This window comes from Halalkalibacillus halophilus DSM 18494 (assembly GCF_000423105.1).
GTDB classification, from domain to species: Bacteria; Bacillota; Bacilli; order Bacillales; family Alkalibacillaceae; genus Halalkalibacillus; species Halalkalibacillus halophilus.
In genome coordinates this window covers 155,533-173,989 of sequence record NZ_AUHI01000004.1, presented here as the reverse complement: position 1 = coordinate 173,989, position 18,457 = coordinate 155,533, and the positions used below count along the sequence as shown (strand labels likewise).

At 37.0% G+C, this 18,457-nt stretch carries 17 protein-coding genes; 4 read left to right on the top strand and 13 right to left on the bottom strand.

The window, feature by feature from the left end:
* Nucleotides 1–83 precede the first annotated feature (83 nt).
* The 9 genes from G532_RS0100885 to cyoE form a co-directional block, all read right to left on the bottom strand.
* Nucleotides 84–1,085 carry an ABC transporter permease gene (locus G532_RS0100885; protein ID WP_027963075.1) on the bottom strand — a complete coding sequence of 334 codons (1,002 nt, stop codon included), beginning with the start codon at nt 1,083–1,085 and terminating at the stop codon, nt 84–86.
* An 88-nt stretch (nt 1,086–1,173) separates the two neighbouring features.
* Entirely contained in the window at nt 1,174–2,886 is a 1,713-nt protein-coding gene (locus tag G532_RS0100880) for an ABC transporter substrate-binding protein (RefSeq protein ID WP_027963074.1), read from the bottom strand.
* A 50-nt stretch (nt 2,887–2,936) separates the two neighbouring features.
* Nucleotides 2,937–3,905: an ABC transporter ATP-binding protein gene (locus G532_RS0100875; protein ID WP_027963073.1), complete on the bottom strand. Its 969-nt coding sequence runs from the start codon at nt 3,903–3,905 to the stop codon at nt 2,937–2,939.
* A complete protein-coding gene (locus G532_RS0100870) occupies nt 3,880–4,905 on the bottom strand; it encodes an ABC transporter ATP-binding protein (RefSeq protein ID WP_027963072.1) in 1,026 nt (341 codons plus the stop codon). The genes G532_RS0100875 and G532_RS0100870 overlap by 26 nt, the downstream gene beginning before the upstream one ends.
* Before the next feature lie 348 nt (nt 4,906–5,253).
* On the bottom strand, nt 5,254–5,577 hold the full coding sequence (gene ctaF / locus G532_RS0100865) for a cytochrome c oxidase subunit IVB (RefSeq protein WP_035512342.1): 324 nt from the start codon (nt 5,575–5,577) through the stop codon (nt 5,254–5,256).
* A gap of 6 nt (nt 5,578–5,583) precedes the next feature.
* Nucleotides 5,584–6,201, bottom strand: a complete 618-nt coding sequence (locus G532_RS0100860) for a cytochrome (ubi)quinol oxidase subunit III (protein ID WP_027963070.1) — start codon at nt 6,199–6,201, stop codon at nt 5,584–5,586.
* Nucleotides 6,194–8,053 (bottom strand): cytochrome c oxidase subunit I, encoded by a 1,860-nt coding sequence (gene ctaD / locus G532_RS0100855; RefSeq protein ID WP_027963069.1) that lies wholly within the window; start codon nt 8,051–8,053, stop codon nt 6,194–6,196. The genes G532_RS0100860 and ctaD overlap by 8 nt, the downstream gene beginning before the upstream one ends.
* 36 nt (nt 8,054–8,089) lie before the next feature.
* Nucleotides 8,090–9,319: a cytochrome c oxidase subunit II gene (coxB, locus tag G532_RS14535; protein ID WP_342662635.1), complete on the bottom strand. Its 1,230-nt coding sequence runs from the start codon at nt 9,317–9,319 to the stop codon at nt 8,090–8,092.
* A gap of 102 nt (nt 9,320–9,421) precedes the next feature.
* Nucleotides 9,422–10,360, bottom strand: a complete 939-nt coding sequence (gene cyoE / locus G532_RS0100845) for a heme o synthase (RefSeq protein ID WP_027963068.1) — start codon at nt 10,358–10,360, stop codon at nt 9,422–9,424.
* A gap of 378 nt (nt 10,361–10,738) precedes the next feature.
* Between cyoE and G532_RS0100840 the strand changes: the two genes are divergently transcribed.
* Nucleotides 10,739–11,653, top strand: coding sequence for a COX15/CtaA family protein (locus G532_RS0100840; protein ID WP_035512341.1), 915 nt, complete (start codon nt 10,739–10,741; stop codon nt 11,651–11,653).
* 42 nt (nt 11,654–11,695) lie between these two features.
* Here the strand turns inward: G532_RS0100840 and pyc are convergent, their stop codons facing one another.
* The 3 genes from pyc to glsA all read right to left on the bottom strand — a co-directional run bounded on the left by pyc (nt 11,696) and on the right by glsA (nt 16,611).
* Nucleotides 11,696–15,139 carry a pyruvate carboxylase gene (gene pyc / locus G532_RS0100835; RefSeq protein ID WP_027963066.1) on the bottom strand — a complete coding sequence of 1,148 codons (3,444 nt, stop codon included), beginning with the start codon at nt 15,137–15,139 and terminating at the stop codon, nt 11,696–11,698.
* 153 nt (nt 15,140–15,292) lie between these two features.
* Complete coding sequence (locus G532_RS0100830) at nt 15,293–15,583, bottom strand: Fpa/YlaN family protein (RefSeq protein ID WP_027963065.1); 291 nt, start codon at nt 15,581–15,583, stop codon at nt 15,293–15,295.
* A gap of 98 nt (nt 15,584–15,681) precedes the next feature.
* The gene (gene glsA, locus G532_RS0100825) at nt 15,682–16,611 is read right to left on the bottom strand and encodes a glutaminase A (protein ID WP_027963064.1); all 930 of its coding nucleotides are present in this window, start codon (nt 16,609–16,611) and stop codon (nt 15,682–15,684) included.
* Between the two features lie 120 nt (nt 16,612–16,731).
* On the opposite strand from glsA, the gene G532_RS0100820 reads away from it, so the two are divergent.
* On the top strand, nt 16,732–17,208 hold the full coding sequence (locus tag G532_RS0100820; RefSeq protein ID WP_027963063.1) for a hypothetical protein: 477 nt from the start codon (nt 16,732–16,734) through the stop codon (nt 17,206–17,208).
* A gap of 65 nt (nt 17,209–17,273) precedes the next feature.
* A complete protein-coding gene (locus G532_RS14530; RefSeq protein ID WP_051189004.1) occupies nt 17,274–17,759 on the top strand; it encodes a YhcN/YlaJ family sporulation lipoprotein in 486 nt (161 codons plus the stop codon).
* Between the two features lie 49 nt (nt 17,760–17,808).
* Here G532_RS14530 and G532_RS0100810 read toward each other — a convergent pair whose 3' ends face one another.
* Nucleotides 17,809–18,081 (bottom strand): hypothetical protein, encoded by a 273-nt coding sequence (locus tag G532_RS0100810; protein ID WP_027963062.1) that lies wholly within the window; start codon nt 18,079–18,081, stop codon nt 17,809–17,811.
* 146 nt (nt 18,082–18,227) lie between these two features.
* Here G532_RS0100810 and G532_RS0100805 point away from each other — a divergent pair, with 146 nt between their 5' ends.
* Nucleotides 18,228–18,431, top strand: a complete 204-nt coding sequence (locus tag G532_RS0100805) for a YlaI family protein (protein WP_027963061.1) — start codon at nt 18,228–18,230, stop codon at nt 18,429–18,431.
* Nucleotides 18,432–18,457 lie beyond the last annotated feature (26 nt).

Sequence of the window (18,457 nt, the reverse complement as noted above, 5' to 3'; positions counted from 1 at the left end):
CTGTTGCTGTTTCAATTTTGCGGGGTTAGATACTAATTGCTCTGAATGTTGTTTGTCATCTTTTGTATTCATATTTTATCCCCCTAATACTTAATTCTTGGATCAATGAAAGCATATAAAAGATCCACAATTAAATTTATTATGACGAAAAGAAAAGCAACAACAAGTATTCCTGACTGAATGACTGGATAATCTCGGTAGTTGATTCCTTCGTATACATACCTACCAATACCAGGCCAACTAAAGATTGTTTCTGTAAGAATCGCTCCACCTAAAAGCACACCAGTTTGTAAGCCAATAACTGTAAGAACAGGTATAAGTGCATTACGTAACGCATGTTTATAAATTACGATAAACTGCCCTGAACCTTTTGCTCGTACAGTTCTTACATAATCAGACTTCATTACCTCAAGCATACTTGAACGTGTCATACGAGCGATAATTGCCATAGGTATAGTACCTAATGCAATGGCTGGTAATACTAAGTGTCTAAGAACGGTGACTAGTCGATCAAATTCCATATGAAGGATAGAGTCTATGACAAAGAAATAAGTAATTGGTTCAATCGGATCAACACTACTTTGCCTTCCATAAGCCGGTAGCCAACCTAATTCTTGAGCAAATAACCACTGTTCCATTAATGCCAGCCAGAAAATAGGCATAGAAACTCCGACTAGAGCAAAAAACATTGCAAGGAAATCAAACCAAGAGTTTTGTCTCCAAGCACTAATAATTCCGGCATTAATTCCTACAAAAACAGCCCATAGCATCGCGAAAAATGTTAACTCAAATGTTGCAGCAATACGTGGTCCAATTTCATTAGTTATACTACCTCTAGTTCTAAGTGATTGGCCTAAGTCACCTTGAAATACATCAGCTAGATACACCCCGTATTGAACAAGATACGGTTCTGTCAAACCCATTTGTCTTTCTAAGTCATCGATTGCAGATTGTGTTGCTGTTTCTCCTAAAATAACCTGTGCTGGATTACCTGGTATTAAATGGACGATTGAAAATGTAATTAAAGTCATACCTAATAAAACTGGGATTAACATAAGCAAGCGTCGCATTGTATAGGCTAACATCTTTTCACCTCAGTTCTTTTGTATGTATCTCGGTGTAAAAATTAAAAGAGGATAGTAGAGGAATCTCTACTACCCTCCCACTTTAAGTTTATTGATTTAATTCTACTTCTTTTAGTGATTCACTTGTTGATGGGTGTGGTACATAGTTTTCAACAACACTCGATGAAGCTAAAACAGGTTCTGAGTGTACAAGAGGAACCATTGGAGAATCCTCATAGATTAGCGCCTGTGCTTCTTGATAAAGTTCTGCACGCTCATCTTGATCTACAGCTCTCTTCGCCTGATCTAACAACTCATCAACTTCGTCATTTTGGTAGAAAGTACGGTTACTTTCGCCTACGTTACTTCCGTGTAATAAAGGTCCAAGGAAGTAGTCAGGGTCACCGTTTGTTCCAGACCAACCTAACATAAACATTTCATGGTCACCAGCTGAAGTTCTTTCAAGGTATGGTGCCCATTCCTCTCGTACGATTTCAGCTTCTACACCAACTTCTGATAAGTTGTTCTGAATGATTTCAGCAACTGTTTCAGGGTCTGGCATATAAGGACGAGCAACTGGCATTGTCCATAGTTCAATTTCCATGCCATCTTCATAGCCTGCATCAGCTAACATTTCTTGAGCTAACTCAGGATCATATTCATAACTTTCTAATTCATCGTTATATCCTAAATAACCTGGTGGTACTGGCGTAACTGCTGGGATCGCATATCCAGCATACAACGCATCTGCAATTGCTTGACGATCGATTGCATGGTTGATTGCTCTACGCACATCAGCATCATCAATCTTTTCATTATTAAATCCTACATAACCAACATTGTTCGCTTCACGAGTATATAATTCTAAGTTTTCATCAGAATCTACTCCTGCAGCGTCATCTGGATTTAAACCGTCCATAATATGAACTTCTCCAGAGTTAAGTGCAATTAATCTTGCAGCATTATCAGGAATTACTTGGAATATAACTTCATCCAATACAGGTAATCCCTCTTCACGGTAATCATCGAATTTAGATAATACGATTTGATCATCACGTGACCAATTTTCAAATTGGAAAGGTCCAGTACCTACTGGATTTTCACTAATTTCAGGACCATACTCTTCAAGTGCTTGAGGAGAAGTGATCGCAAAATAACTCATAGCCATGTTTTGTAAGAAGAAACCAAGTGGCTCACTTAATACAAACTCAATTTCGTGGTCACTTACAACATTGATTTCATCAATAACGTGACCATCATCTCCTTGGAATCCACCAAACATTGTTCCATACATGGAGTAAACATATCCATCATCTTCAAATGCGAATTCATGTTCAGGATCTGCCCAACGCTCAAAGTTTGTCTTTACTGCTTCTGCATTAAAGTCTGACCCATCATGGAATGTAACCCCTTCTTCTAAATGGAAGGTGTAAACTGTACCATCATCGTTGACATCCCAGTCATGAGCTAATCCTGCTTTAATCTCAAAAGAATCTTCTTCAAAATCTAATAAACTTTCATAAATCTGTTTCGTTACACGAGAAGATTCACCATCAGTTGTACTAGCGTAGTCTAAACTCTCAGAGTCTCCACCACGTGCATATACTAATGTTCCACCTTCACCGTCGCCACCTTCTGCAGCGTCATCACCTTCTGATTCAGAATCAGTGTCATCCTCAGAATCTGTATCTTCTTGCTCTGTGTCTTCTGTACCGCTATCTTGGTCTTCAGATTCAGAATCATCATCATCCCCGCCACATGCTGCTAATACTAAAACAAAAGCAATCATGATCGCGAGTAAAAAAGAAAACTTGAACTTCATAACTTTACCCCCTAAAAATTAATTTATAGAAAACATTAGTCGCATGTAACTTATTCATACAAATGACAGGCAACATAATGTTGTTCTTCATCTTCTTGAAACACTGGCTTTACTTCTTTACAAATATCCATAACTTTTGGACACCTCGTATGAAATGGACAACCAGATGGTGGGTTAGAAGGACTTGGTACGTCTCCTTCAAGAATTACCCGGTCAATTTGAGCATCTGGATCCGCGACAGGCACCGCAGATAATAGTGCTTGCGTATATGGGTGTTTCGGATTTTCATAAATTTCATCTTTATCAGCAAGTTCAACCATTTTTCCTAAGTACATCACGCCAACTCGATCACTAATGTGTTTTACAACACTTAAATCGTGGGCAATAAATACATAAGTTAAATTAAACTCTTGTCTCAAATCTTCCATAAGATTCAGTATCTGAGATTGGACAGAAACATCTAAAGCTGAAACAGGTTCATCACAGATAATTAATTTAGGATTATTAGCAAGAGCTCTCGCAATTCCAATTCTCTGTCTTTGACCACCACTAAATTGGTGTGGATATTTTGAAGCATGAAAAGCTCTTAATCCTACAACTTCTAACAGTTCTTGTACACGATCTTTTCTTTCCTTAGCAGAAGTCATACCATGTACTAATAGTGGTTCACCTACTATTTTCTCAACAGTATGTCTAGGATTTAAAGAAGCATATGGATCTTGGAAGATAATTTGCATATGACGCCTAAGTTTCCTCATTTCTTCCGGACCTAACTTAGTGATATCTTGATCCTCAAATTTCACTTCACCTTCTGTTGGTTCCAGCAGACGTAAAATAGCTTTTCCTGTTGTAGATTTACCACAACCAGATTCTCCGACTATCCCTAAAATCTCACCTTCATTTACTGTAAATGAAACATCATCCACTGCTTTCACTTCAGCTACCGTTTTACCAAAGACGCCACCTTTAATTTCAAAATACTTTTTAAGGTTATTAACCTCTAGGATCGGCTTCGTCATATTGTGGCCCCCCTTCAGTTACCTTCTCTTTCTCATCGTATAAGAAACAACGAGCTTTTCTCTCTGCTCCTAGTTCATACAGGTCTGGGTTTTCCTCAACACATCGATCCCATGCAAACTCACATCTAGGTGCAAACCTACACCCAACATGATCCATAGATGGTTTAGGCACTGTACCTGGGATAGAATACAACTTTTGTTCCTTTTCATATAACTTTGGTAGGGAGCGTATCAACCCTTTAGTATATGGGTGTTTTGGATCTTTTAGAATCTCTCTCACTGTTCCTTCTTCCACAACTTGCCCAGAATACATAACTACAACACGGTCACACATTTCAGCTACTACACCTAAATCGTGTGTGATTAAAAGAATTGCCGTATCTTGTTCCTTATTAAGGTTTCTCATTAAATCTAATATCTGAGCTTGGATCGTAACATCTAATGCTGTTGTTGGCTCGTCAGCAATTAAAACCTCAGGATCGCATGACATAGCCATTGCAATCATTACACGTTGTCTCATTCCACCAGAAAGTTGATGAGGAAATTCATCAACAACTTCTGAAGGTCGAGGGATACCAACAATTTCTAACATCTCAATTGCTTTATTACGTGCTTCTTTTTTGGAAACTTTTTTATGCATGCGAACTGCTTCTATTAACTGATTTCCTATTGAATACACAGGATTAAGAGAAGTCATTGGTTCTTGGAAAATCATAGCTATTTCATTTCCACGAATTTCTTTCATTCTTTTTTCTCTTGCCACTGCTATATTTTCACCTTTGAAGTTTACCTCACCACTTACTATTCTTCCAGGAGGGTTAGGAACTAATTGCATCACAGATAGGGAAGTTACACTCTTTCCGCACCCTGATTCTCCAACCACTCCTACTACCTCACCTTTATGCAATTTAAAACTCACGCCGTCTACAGCGGGGACTTCTCCACTATCCGTAAAGAAATGGGTATGTAGTTCATTTAATTCTAGAATGACATCTGACACTGTTGCTCCCCCTTTTGAAGATCTCTAGAAGTTACATTTGAATTTCAAGACTATTACTATAGTTTACAATTTTCTAATTTCTTTATGATTACAAATATAATGCAATGTAAATAATTTATCAAGTTTTATTTGTAAAATTGTTCTGAAATAGTGCAATATTGTTTTATTATGCAACAAATCATCTATTTATACAGCGTCATTATCACAATATTTCATAAACCGAAATACTAGAGATGCTATATAAATATATAATTATTTACCTATGAGTACTGTTGAACTTCTCTGTAACATTTCTGTATAAGTATAAAAAAAAGAAGGAGCTATTTTAGCTCCTTCTTTTTAATAACCTTACCACCATACGATGGTTGCTAATGCTAACACAGTTAGTGCAGCTGCAAATATACCTGAGTAAATCATCGCTGCAGGCCATTCATGACCAGCTGTGTTCATATGCATAAAATAGTACAGTTGGAATAAAACTTGCACACCTGCTAATACAAGAATGATTGGTATTGTAAACATTGCATCTACTTCAGCCAAAACTAAACCAAATGCAACTAGAGTGAACGCAATCATCATTACAAAGGTGTAAACTTGCATTTTCATTTCTTGTTTATTTCTTGATTTATAAAATTCACGTTTTTCGTCATTTATATTTGAATGATTTGCCATCGCTTATTACACCATCCCCATCAAGTATACAACAGTGAAAATGAATACCCATACAACATCAATGAAGTGCCAGTATAAACTTGCGATATAGAACTTCGGTGCATTGTATAAGTTCAATCCTCGTTTGTTGTTTCGGATCATCAATGTAATGAACCAAAGTAAACCAAATGCAACGTGCGCTCCGTGGAAACCAACCAATGTATAGAAGGCCGAGCCAAATGCAGACGTTCTAAATCCGAATTCATAGTCATGTACATAATGCACAAACTCATAAATTTCAAATCCTAAGAAGGCTAGACCTAAGGCAACTGTTACACCGAGCCAAAGTTGCATCTTCTTAAAGCTATGATTACGCATGTGGTACATTGCATAAACACTTGTTAAGGAACTTGTCAAAAGAATAATGGTCATAATGAAAACTAATCCAAGACCAAATACATCTTCCCTTGCAGGACCTTCTGCATTTGAGTTTCTTAAAGCTAAGAACGTTCCGAATAAACTTGCGAATAAAACGGTCTCTCCACCAAGGAAGAACCAAAAGCCCATAAACTTGTTGCTACCTTCAAGGGTGGCTCTTTCTGGATGTTCTGGCAGATTACCGGATTTTAACATATCATCAGCCATTAGAACCATCCCCCTCTTCTTTATCAAAGTCTTCTTTATGAATGTGATATCCTAAGTCGTCTTTTATAGAGCGGTACAACAATGAACCAGCAGTAATTGCAAACCCAATACCGGCTAGAATCCACATTCCACCTTGGTACATTACTCCAAAACCAGCAATGAATAAACCAAGAGACATTACAAATGGAACGAAAGAATTGTTAGGCATATGCACATCACCTAATGGTTCAGCTGGCTGCATACGGCCATTATTCTCCATTTTTTCGATCCAAAGAGGATCTAGTCCACGTACAAGTGGAAGTTGTTTAAAGTTATAGAACGGAGGTGGAGAAGCAATTGCCCACTCTAGAGTACGAGCATCCCATGGATCCGGTCCAACTTTAACATTTTTCATCTGTGTAACAACTACATTGTATAAGAAAACAATAGTACCAATAGCCATAAAGAAAGCACCTATTGTACTGATCAAGTTAAATAGATCCAACCCTTGATCTGGTAAGAACTTCCAATAACGTCTTGGCATACCCATTAAGCCTAAGAAGTGTTGGAAGAAGAAAGTTAAATGGAAACCAAAGAAAAACAACCAGAAGAACCAGTGATTTAATTTCTCATTTAACATCGTTCCGAACATTTTCGGCCACCAGTATATTAAACCAGCGAATATTCCAAGAACTACTCCACCTACTATGACGTAGTGGAAGTGTGCAACTACGAAATAAGAATCGTGGTACTGATAGTCTGCTGCAGAAGATGCAAGCATAACACCAGTCATACCACCAATTGTAAATGTAGGAATAAATCCTAATGCGAAGACCATTGGTGATGTCATTCGTATACTTCCACCCCATAAGGTGAATAGCCAGTTAAAGATTTTTATACCAGTTGGAACTGCAATCGCCATTGTCGCAACTGCGAAAATGGAGTTAGCAATTGGCCCTAAACCAACTGTAAACATGTGGTGAGCCCACACCATGAAACCTAAAAATGCGATTAAAACAGTTGCAAATACCATGGATGAGTAACCAAACAGTCGCTTCTTAGCAAACGTTGGAATTACTTCACTGAACACACCAAAAGCAGGCAAAATAAGAATATATACTTCAGGGTGTCCAAAGATCCAGAATAAATGCTCCCATATTATTACGTTACCGCCCATATCTGGGTTAAAGAAATGCGCTCCGAACAATCGGTCAAACGTTAGTAAAAACAGACCTACCGTCAAAGCAGGAAATGCGAATAGTATAAGTACACTTGCAATAAACGCTGTCCATGTGAATAATGGCATACGCATGTATGTCATACCTGGTGCACGCATATTAACTACTGTAACAATAAAGTTAATACCACCAATTAATGTACCAATACCTGAAATCTGTAAACCTATAGCATAATAATCTACACCATGTCCCTCAGAAAATAGTGAGAGGGGTGCATATGCCGTCCAACCTACATCTGGAGCTCCTCCAGTAAACCATGAGACGTTTAGGAATATTCCTCCAAAGAAGAATAACCAAAAACCTAAAGCATTAATAAATGGAAAAGCTACATCTCGTGCACCAATTTGTAAAGGTAACACGGCGTTCATTAATGCAAATAATAATGGCATGGCAGCTAAGAAAATCATGGTGGTACCATGCATTGTTAACACTTCATTATAAAATTGAGCTGAGATAAATTCATTATCTGGTGAAATAAGCTGTATACGAATTAACATCGCCTGCAGTCCACCCAGGATGAAGAAAAACATACCAGCGACCAAGTAAAGAATAGCTATCTTTTTATGGTCGACGGTAGTTAAATAATCCCAAAGAGCAGACCCAAAACCAGCTTTATTATTAGCTGTCGTGCTCACGCTTTTAACCTCCCTTTATTCCTCAGTCGTTATTTCTTACTCATCTGAATTTTCTTCTGAATCTTCTTCAGAATCTTCTTCACTTTCTTGCTCTTCTTCATCACCGTTATCTTCTGAATCACCGTCTTCTTCCTCTTCGCTATCTTCCCCCTCTTCTTCCTCTTCAGGGAATAGACCACTTAAGTCAGAGTCTTGGTAGACACCGTTTTCTGCACTATCCGGGTTAATTTCACCTGGACTTAGTGTCATTAAGTATTCGATGATGTTATTAATTTCTTCTTCATTAAGATCGTAAGGTGCATCCACCATTAAGTTACCTGGCTTCATATCTTCCCCTTTAGTATCGATCCATTCAAATAAATTCTCTTCATTCATTTCAAAAACACCTGCCAGATTCACACGATCTGCAAAACTAGTTAAGTTAGGTCCTACTTTGTTAGGCGAAGAACCTACCGCGTGACAGGCAAGGCAGTTATCTGCAAAGAGTTCTTGTCCATCTTGAGCTGTTTCGCTCTCTGGAACATCCTCTTCAGATACTTCTTGCATCTCTTCTACCCATTGTTCAAATTCACCAGGACTTACAGCAATTACTTTAAAGTCCATTAAAGAGTGAGATGGGCCACATAATTCGGCACATTTACCCCAGTACACACCTTCTTCTTGAGCATGTAGGTGCATTTCATTTCTATTTCCTGTCGGGTTAACATCCATTTTACCTTGTATGGAAGGAACCCAGAAGGAATGAATAACATCATCTGAAATCATGGATAGGTAAACTTTACGATCAGTAGGAATATAGATCTCTTGACTTGTAGAAACTTCTAGATCTTGATATTCAAAATGCCACCAATATTGTTTTCCGGTTACATCAATCCAAATTTGATCTAATTCGTCACCTTCCGCTGTAGTTTCTGGAGATACGTCAGCGAATTCAAATGAATACTGGACAGTTGGTACTGCTAAGATTAGTAGTAAAATAATCGGAATAACAGTCCATAATGTCTCTAAGGCATGATTACCCTCTGTTTGTTTTGGAATGAAGTCTTCTTGACCTTTTTTCCTGCGGAACTTAATGACCACAAAAACATAAATAATCATTACCACAACAAATACAAATAACATGATGACTACACTTAGTACCATTAACTGAAATATTTGTTCTGCACCGTCACCTCTTGGCTGTAGGGCACTTAAGAATGGTTCACCACAACCCGATAGGATCAGGGCTAATACAGCTAATGCAAAAACTGCTTTAAATCGACTCATCCAGCCTTTCATCCTTGATACCTCTCTTTCTCTTTTAATCATTGTTGTCCTGCAAAAATAGTGCAAAATTTAATATAAAATTAAGAAAAGTTCTTAATTAAATCACATAAAAGATGGAATTGTTGCTACAACAAAACCAATAAACAATAACGTCAAGTAATTCAGTGAATAAATAAACATCCATTTCGCCCATTTATCATCATCTTTCATCATGAAACCGTAAAAGGCAAGTAGAATCCAACCTAAATTAAGTAGTGTTGCAAAGATGATAAAAGCCATTCCTAGAGAAAAGAAATAGAATGGTAATGGTAATAGACATACTGTATAAACTACAATTTGTCTCTTGGTAATAGCGTTACCATAAATTACAGGTAACATTGGAATGTTAGCTTGACGATAATCTTCTTTCTTACGAATCGCTAATGCTAAGAAATGGGGTGTTTGCCAGATAAACATAATTAAAAATAATACAAATGCAGCAGGGTGTATCGTCGCTTCTACTGCAGTCCAACCAATTAAAGGAGGTACCGCACCCGAGAAACTCCCAACAACTGTATTAATAGTATATCTTCGCTTAGACCACATCGTATATAAGACCACATAAACAAACCATCCAATAAAACCAAACAATGCAGCAAGTGGTGTCGTCAAATATAATAATATAAAACCAAGCACTGAAAAGGCAATACCCATCGATAAAATAATTGATAACGGAATTGTTCCAGTAATGGTAGCTCGATTCACAGTGCGTGCCATTTTTTGATCGATATCTCGATCATAATAGTTATTGATCACACACCCGCCAGCTATGACAAATGCTGTTCCTAGCATGACTAATATAAAAGCCTGCCAATGGTTAAAAAATGATTGGTTTGTGTAAAATAGCGCTAACCAAAAACCAGCAAATGCTGTCATTAAATTAGAATTAATAATTCCAATTTTAATTAGCCCTAGAAAGTCAGCCCATAACGTCTTCACATTAGTACCGGAATTACTAACCATTTTAGATGGGGTAGTCCCGATTGAACGTGGTTCGCTCATACCTTTCGACCTTCCTCTCAACCTTTTAAACTAAAAGGAAACAAACCTTAAAATTTTACTATATTCGTATACAAAACTTACGTACATTGTACCATGTAATTTCCTTCACTTCTATTTAATCATACAAAAACATTTTAAGTGTGATAAATATGTGAAAAAAATGTGAGAAATCTACATATTTTATTTTTTTAAGAATCCCCTAATGTCTAGTAAGTTTACCTTACAACGTAGGTTATATCAAAGGATTATGTAGTTTAGTGAATAGATTTGCGTTTGATTGTTATAATTTTGTAACGTTTTGGCTTTCTATTGGTGTATCATGTATATTAAAATGATGAGTGAAGCTTCAAGCCTAAAGCGAGGTGTGCAATTACAATCATGAAAAAATGGATCCACCCCAAATTAACAGCAGTGATCTCCGTGATCGCAATGCTATTTGTATTAGTTGGTGGTGCTTTAGTTACTAAAACTGGCTCAGGTATGGGATGTGGTCGAAGTTGGCCATTATGTCATGGAGAGCTTATTCCTTCTAATATAACGTTTGAATTAGTTATAGAGTATAGTCACCGGCTCGTTTCCGGTTTATCAATCTTTATTGTTGGACTGCTCATCTTTCAAGCTTGGAAGTATTTTAAGCACGTCAAAGAAACGAAAGCACTTATTATTATTACAGTAACATTCTTCATCATTCAGTCACTACTTGGAGCAGGAGCAGTGATGTTTGAACAGTCAGATACATTTAAAGCTTTACACTTTGGTATATCGTTAATCTCCTTTGCTTCTGTCTTTTTACTAGCAGCTGTAATATTTGATACCGACAAGAAATTCAAAACACACTTGTTAAAATTTCCGAAAGTTTTACGAGTGAACTATTACAGTTTGTTTGTTTACACGTTAATCGTCGTTTATACCGGGGCATTAGTTCGACATAAACAATCTAGCATGGTCTGCAGAGACTGGCCATTTTGCTTTAATGACCAACCTTTAAATATTACTAGCTATTCTTTAGAGCAATGGATTCAAATGGGCCACAGGTTGTTAGCCGGCCTACTATTCATTTGGGTTATTTCATTGATGGTATATATTTGGAAAAGACAACGTAGTCAACCTGTGATTTTTTATGGTTGGATCATTGCTACTTTTTTCATTATCAGCCAAGTGACGTTAGGTGCACTTATTATTTTCACCAAATTAAATAATAGTGTTGTAGCACTAATGCACGCGGTCGTAATTTCTTTGTTCTTTGCATTGTTAGCTTATTTTATTATGCTAATCCTCAGACCAAGAAAATAAGAGAGAAAACGTTCTTAACTGAACGCTTTCTCTCTTTTTTATTTAGCCAATCTCGATTAATAAATCACCTGTCTCTAATGATTCCCCATCTTTCACTTGTATACTCTTCACAGTTCCTTCAAAAGGGGCTTGTATGGTTGTTTCCATCTTCATTGATTCCGTAATCATTAGATGATCGTTCTTCTTTACTTGCTCCCCTGCTTTTACTAGTACATTCACTACCGTACCAGGCATGGATGCACCAATGTGATTCGGGTTTGTAGAGTCGGCTTTCACTCTTGCTTCTGTTACGTCTTGAATATTTTCATCTCTTACAATAACTTCTCGTGGTTGTCCATTTAATTCGAAATATACTACTCTCGTTCCGTCTCTTTGAGGTTCACCGATAGATACCAGTTTAACCATTAATGTTTTACCTGTTTCAATTTCTACAGCTATTTCCTCACCTAACCTTAAACCATATAAGAACGCTGGAGTATCTAATACAGACACATCACCAAATTGTTCGACAAACTTCTGGTACCCTTCAAAAACTTTAGGGTATAGGGCATAAGCAATTATTTCATATGGAGTCACTTGACGGTTTAACTTTTCGTAAAGTTGTTCTTTTAGAGCTTCAAAATTAACAGGCTTTAACGATTCCCCTGGTCGTGATTGGATTGCCGTTCTTCCTTTCAAAATAATACGTTGCAATTCTTTCGGGAAACCTTGATATGGTTGCCCAATATACCCTTGGAAAAATTCGACAACAGAATCTGGAAAATCTAATGACTCTCCCTTGTCATAAATATCATCAACGGAAAGGTCATTTTGAACCATAAATAATGCCATATCGCCTACTATTTTAGAAGATGGTGTAACTTTTACAACATCTCCAAACATGTCATTTACAGTACGGTACATATACTTTATTTCGTCCCACTTTTCCCATAGTCCAACTGCTTTTGCCTGCTGTTGCAGATTACTATATTGGCCCCCTGGCATTTCATGGAAATAGACCTCCGTATGCGGGGCTTTCATGCCGCTTTCGAAATGATTGTAATACTCACGTACATCCTCCCAATACCTTGCTAGTTCGTTATACGCAACAATGTCTAAATTCGGTTGGCGTTCCTGGTGTTCTAGTGCATAATACAGGCTATTTGCACTTGGCTGTGACGTATTTCCAGCCATAGAACTAACTGCAACATCAACAGCATCGACACCTGCCTCTACAGCTTTAGCATACATTATGATTCCATTACCACTCGTATCGTGTGTATGAAGGTGAATAGGTATTGTGATAGTTTCTTTTAGCGCTTTAATCAATTGGTATGCAGCTTCTGGCTTCAATAAGCCTGCCATATCCTTAATTCCTAAGATATGAGCACCAGCACCCTCTAATTCTTTAGCCAAATTAACATAGTAGTCTAAATCATACTTGGTGCGTTCTGGATCTAGTATATCTCCTGTATAACAGATCGATGCTTCAGCTACTTTATTTACTTTTCGAACAGCTTCAATAGCTGGCTTCATTCCTTCCACCCAGTTTAGACTATCGAATATTCGAAATACATCAATGCCAGCTTCTGCACTATGGCTTACGAACTCATCAATGACATTGTCCGGATAATTTTTATACCCTACAGCATTGCTAGCTCTTAGAAGCATTTGAAATAATACATTTGGCATTTTCTCACGCAATTTATGAAGTCGTTCCCACGGATTCTCTCTTAAGAAGCGATAAGAGACATCAAACGTTGCCCCTCCCCACATCTCAACGGAAAATAAATTAGGCAGTAATTTAGCAGTTGGTTCTGCAATTTGTTCTAAATCCTTTGTTCTTACTCTAGTAGCTAATAAAGATTGATGTGCATCTCTAAAAGTAGTATCTGTTAATAGAACTTCCTTTTGCTCTTTTAACCAAGTAGCTAAAGCTTCTGGGCCTTGTTGATCTAGGATTTGCTTCGTTCCATCTGGTGTCGCTTCTGCTTTATCTACAATCGGTATTCGCGGTTCAGAAAAAAGTGGTTTCTTTTCTACTTGCATGTTAGAAGAACTGTTTACTGTTGTATAGCCAAGGTAGGAAAGTAGTTTTGTACCTCGGTCCTTCCTTTTTGAAAAAACAAATAATTCAGGTGATGAATCTATAAAGGTAGTATCATATTCTCCGTTTAAGAATTTTTGATGTAAAATTACATTCTCTAAAAATGGGATGTTCGTTTTAATCCCTCTTATTCTAAATTCCCTTAAGTTACGTACCATTTTATTTGCAGCTTGTGGAAATGTTAGAGCCCAAGTGGACACTTTAACTAACAAGGAATCATAATGTGGAGATATTACTGCGCCTTGAAAACCATTCCCTGCATCTAGTCTGACACCAAATCCTCCACCTGTTCGATAAGCCATTATCTTCCCAGTATCGGGCATGAAATTGTTTAGCGGATCTTCAGTTGTTACTCTAGATTGAATTGCATAACCATGAGTCTTAATTAAACCTTGCTCTGGAATACCAACTTTGTCACTATGCAACTCTTCGCCCATAGCAATGTGTAGTTGTGTTTGAACAATGTCAAAACCAGTAATCATTTCCGTAATGGTGTGCTCTACTTGAACTCTCGGATTAACTTCGATAAAGAAAAATTCATCTTTTGTTACCAAGAATTCGACAGTACCCGCATTTATATAATCCACACTCTTCATTAATTTTACAGCAGCATCACAAATTTCTTCTCTTTGTTGGTCGCTAAGAGAAATACTAGGTGCAATTTCAACAACTTTCTGATGCCTTCTTTGAACGGAACAGTCACGTTCGTACAGATGGACAATGTTTCCAGCTCGGTCACCAATTATTTGAACTTCAATATGTTTGGGTTCTTCTACTAACTTCTCTACATAAACTTGGTCATTACCAAAGGCGGCTTTTGCCTCTGATTTAGCACGGTCGTAAGCTTCCCTTAATGAATCCTGGGTCCTAACAATACGCATGCCACGACCGCCACCACCAAGGGCAGCTTTGATCATTACTGGAAAACCGTGTTCCCTGGTAAATGCTTCTACTTCTTCAACAGAAGATACCGGGCCATCAGTTCCAGGTATAACGGGGATTTCAGCTTCAATTGCCTGCTGTCTAGCTTTAACTTTATCACCAAAAGTATCAAGCATCCCACTTGTCGGACCAACAAAAATTAATCCTTCTTCCTCACATCGTTTTGCAAAATCGATATTCTCAGATAAAAATCCATAACCAGGGTGGATCGCATCTACCCCAACTTCTTTGGCAATTTCAATGATTCCCTCAATATCTAAATAGGCATCTATAGGTTTTTTACCTTGTCCTACCAAATAGGATTCATCAGCTTTGTATCTATGATAAGATCCTGTATCTTCTTCTGAATAAACTGCAACTGTACGGATTCCTAGTTCTGTACAAGCTCGAAATACGCGAATTGCTATTTCTCCTCTGTTAGCTACTAATACTTTGTTGATTGTTTTCTGGTCTGTCATTCGTTACCCTCCATATCAGCTATTAATTCTCTGACCCTTACTAATTTCTACAAATCATCTGAAAATCCTGCAAAATGAACGAATATTCATTCTATTATTATAATTCAATTATAAAAAAACTCAAACTAATTTCGTAAATTAGTTTGAGTTTAATTAATTCATTTTAGAAGCTTGAGCCGCATCATGTAATGCACTTAACTCTCGCTCCAAATTCTCCATTATTTCTTTCCCGGTTGAATCATTAATTAATTGCAGTCTAACTGCAAAGTTGATCTCACGGGATAGTCCAAACATTTGTGTATCTAAAACCTCTTCATATAAAGGACACTGAGGCATAGTTAAATTTTCCATTTGAACTTTTATCAGTTGTAATATTTTATCTGCGTCAGCCTTTAGGAGGGCAAGTGCTTGTTGATTTTCTTCAAGCGCTGAATCTGTTGCCACGAGAATTTCCCCCTCACCTATTATTCCTATCTACTTTATTATAGTATCGTTTCACCTATTAAAATGCAAGAATTAGCTGGTGATTAAGCGTTAATCCTTTAAAAAATGGACCATCGTTTTTCTTGAGCAAGTTTTTGGAGAAACTGCATTCCAACTACACTATTCCCTCTTTCATCAAGAGATGGACCAAATACAGCTAAGCCACCGCCGCCCTTAATAATACTCATAATTGCTCCAGATACTCCACTCTTCGCAGGAATACCTACCTCGATTGCAAAGGTTCCAGAGGCATTGTACATTCCGCATGTCACCATAAACGTTTTACAAATTCTCGCAACATGAGAGGGAATAAGCGGATTATTTGTGTCAGGGTCCCTCCCGTCATTAGCAAATACTGCGCCAATTCGCGCGAGTTGTTTCACATTTAAGGAAATAGCACATTGTTTTGTATATACATCAATTAACTCTTCAACGCTACCTGTTATAATTCCATTTTGTTTCATAAAATAGGCAAGCGATCTATTTAAAAAAGCTGTTTCAAATTCTGACTTTGCAACTTCTTCGTCATAATAAACTTCTTCATCATTTGTTAATAATCGTACGAGTTGCAAAACTTCTTCAACCATTTCTTCAGAGTTTCTGCCTCTAATCATGTTGGTAACAGCTAAAGCTCCTGCATTAATCATCGGATTAAACGGTTTTCCAGGAGATTCTACCTCTAGTTTTGCAATGGAGTAAAATGGATCACTACTAGGTTCTTTACCAACACGATTAAACACGGCATTTTCACCATGTTGAACTAACGCTAATGCCAAAGTGATTACCTTAGAAATACTTTGAATGGTAAACGAATACTCACTCTGTCCTGCGTGTATTACATCTCCTTCTAATGGAAAGTATGCTACAGCGTTTATTTCCGGTTGTTGATTAGCAAGAGCTGGAATGTAATCTGCTACTTTTCCATTATTCGCATAAATCCTTACGTGCTCTAACCAATGGTGTAAGTCTTTTTCTAAGATTTCTGTCATCTTCATCACTCCTTCGTGCATTGATTGTCCATATCCGTTATAATCTTAATGTAGACGTACATTAAATTAAAGTAATAAGCTTTAACTACGTTTTAAATAAGTAAAAATGAGGTGTAGCTAATGATCGTGCAAGTACAAGGAAATGTTAAATTCCCCATTACATTAGATCCAACTGTATGGATCTTTGATGACCGTAAAATTGAATGGAAAGATGCCTTTCAATCCGAAGAAAATGGTGACCATGAATCTGATCAACAAGATATTTGGAGTCAAAATGAATATCAACAGAAAATTCAACCACCTGTAAATAAAAGTTTAACCAGATATGACAGAAAAAAAGTTCTTGAAAATACGTATGTGATGCCAGTTCACCATTTCTTGAAAAACGCAGAGACAAACATTTCTGCTGGGAAAGCTCGTTTGCATGGTGAAGGACAGGAACAAGAAATTTCTATAGACCAATTAGAGAATGCTTATTTATTATTTGCTGTAGAAGGTAAGCCTCTTAAAGAAACTGGACCAGTTCACGTTTTATTTCAAGATGGTTCAAATAAGGAAAACCCGATAACTCATGTATCTAAAATTACAATCGTTTAATTCCTATAATTGTTAGTTATAATTCTCCTTTTTATTCAAACAATAGAGTAAAAAGGAGTTTTCTTATGATACATTCAAAATATAAATGGTTGTTCATTTTGATACTAACGATTTTCTTATTCGCTTGTAACCAAGGTCAGCATTCCATTGAAACAGAAGAAAATTTGTTACAAGTAAATGATTCGGAAATAACCCAATCAAATGATCATACAAACCAAGAAGCTGCAGAACGCCTATCAGAAATCGCAAATAAAGTTCCTAATGTAAATGATGCTACAGCGCTTGTATTTGGAGATTATACAATAGTTGGTATCGACGTAGATGAAAGTTTAGATCGATCGCGTGTTGGAACTATAAAGTTTTCTGTTGCAGAAGCATTAAAAGATGACCCAGTTGGACATTATGCATTTGTAATAGCAGATGGAGACATTCGAGCAAGAATCCATGAGATAAATAACAGTATCCAAAATGGACGTCCACAAGACCAAATCATTGACGAAATATCAAATTTGGTCGGGAGATATATACCAGAAACTCCTCCCAAAAGTTAATTTCTTTTCAGGACAAAAAAGAACTCCCATATTGGGAGTTCTTTTTTAATTATGTTGTTCGCTCTCCATCTTCGGATTTAACCTCATTGTAATACTGAACTCCGAATTGAGAACCTTCAGAAACCATATCGGCATTTTCTAATTGATCAATTTCTGGCTTTCCTGCTTGATCAATAGGCAAATCCTTTTCACCAGTTAATTTTTGTTTTGCTTTAATTAGATTGTTTTTTGTTTCACTTCTTCTGTTTTCATCAACCATTAGGTACGCTACTAGCCCTGTTACGGCAGCTACTACAGAAGAGACTATATATTTCTTAGCCATGCAAAATCCCTCCAAATTCAAAGTTGCTTATACTCTTTTTTTCCCTACTATAAATTTTTAAAACATGAAAGTAGGCGATTTTAAAATGATTTTCATTTGCGTTACATGATATAATTGTTACTAACACATATTTAGAGGTGATAAATATGCGCGCTCAGTGTATTCTTTGCGACGAAATAAACAAGCTTGATCCATTCTCATTACTAGCAAAACAACTTCGCAAAAAACGTAAACTGACGTATATTTGTGATAATTGTAATGACCGTATATCAAAAAAGACTTATGAACGTAGGCAAAATGATAACTTCAAACTATATCGTGAAGAAGTTGAAGACGATTTACTAAATTAGATTTGAACTCAGGCTTTTAAGAAAAA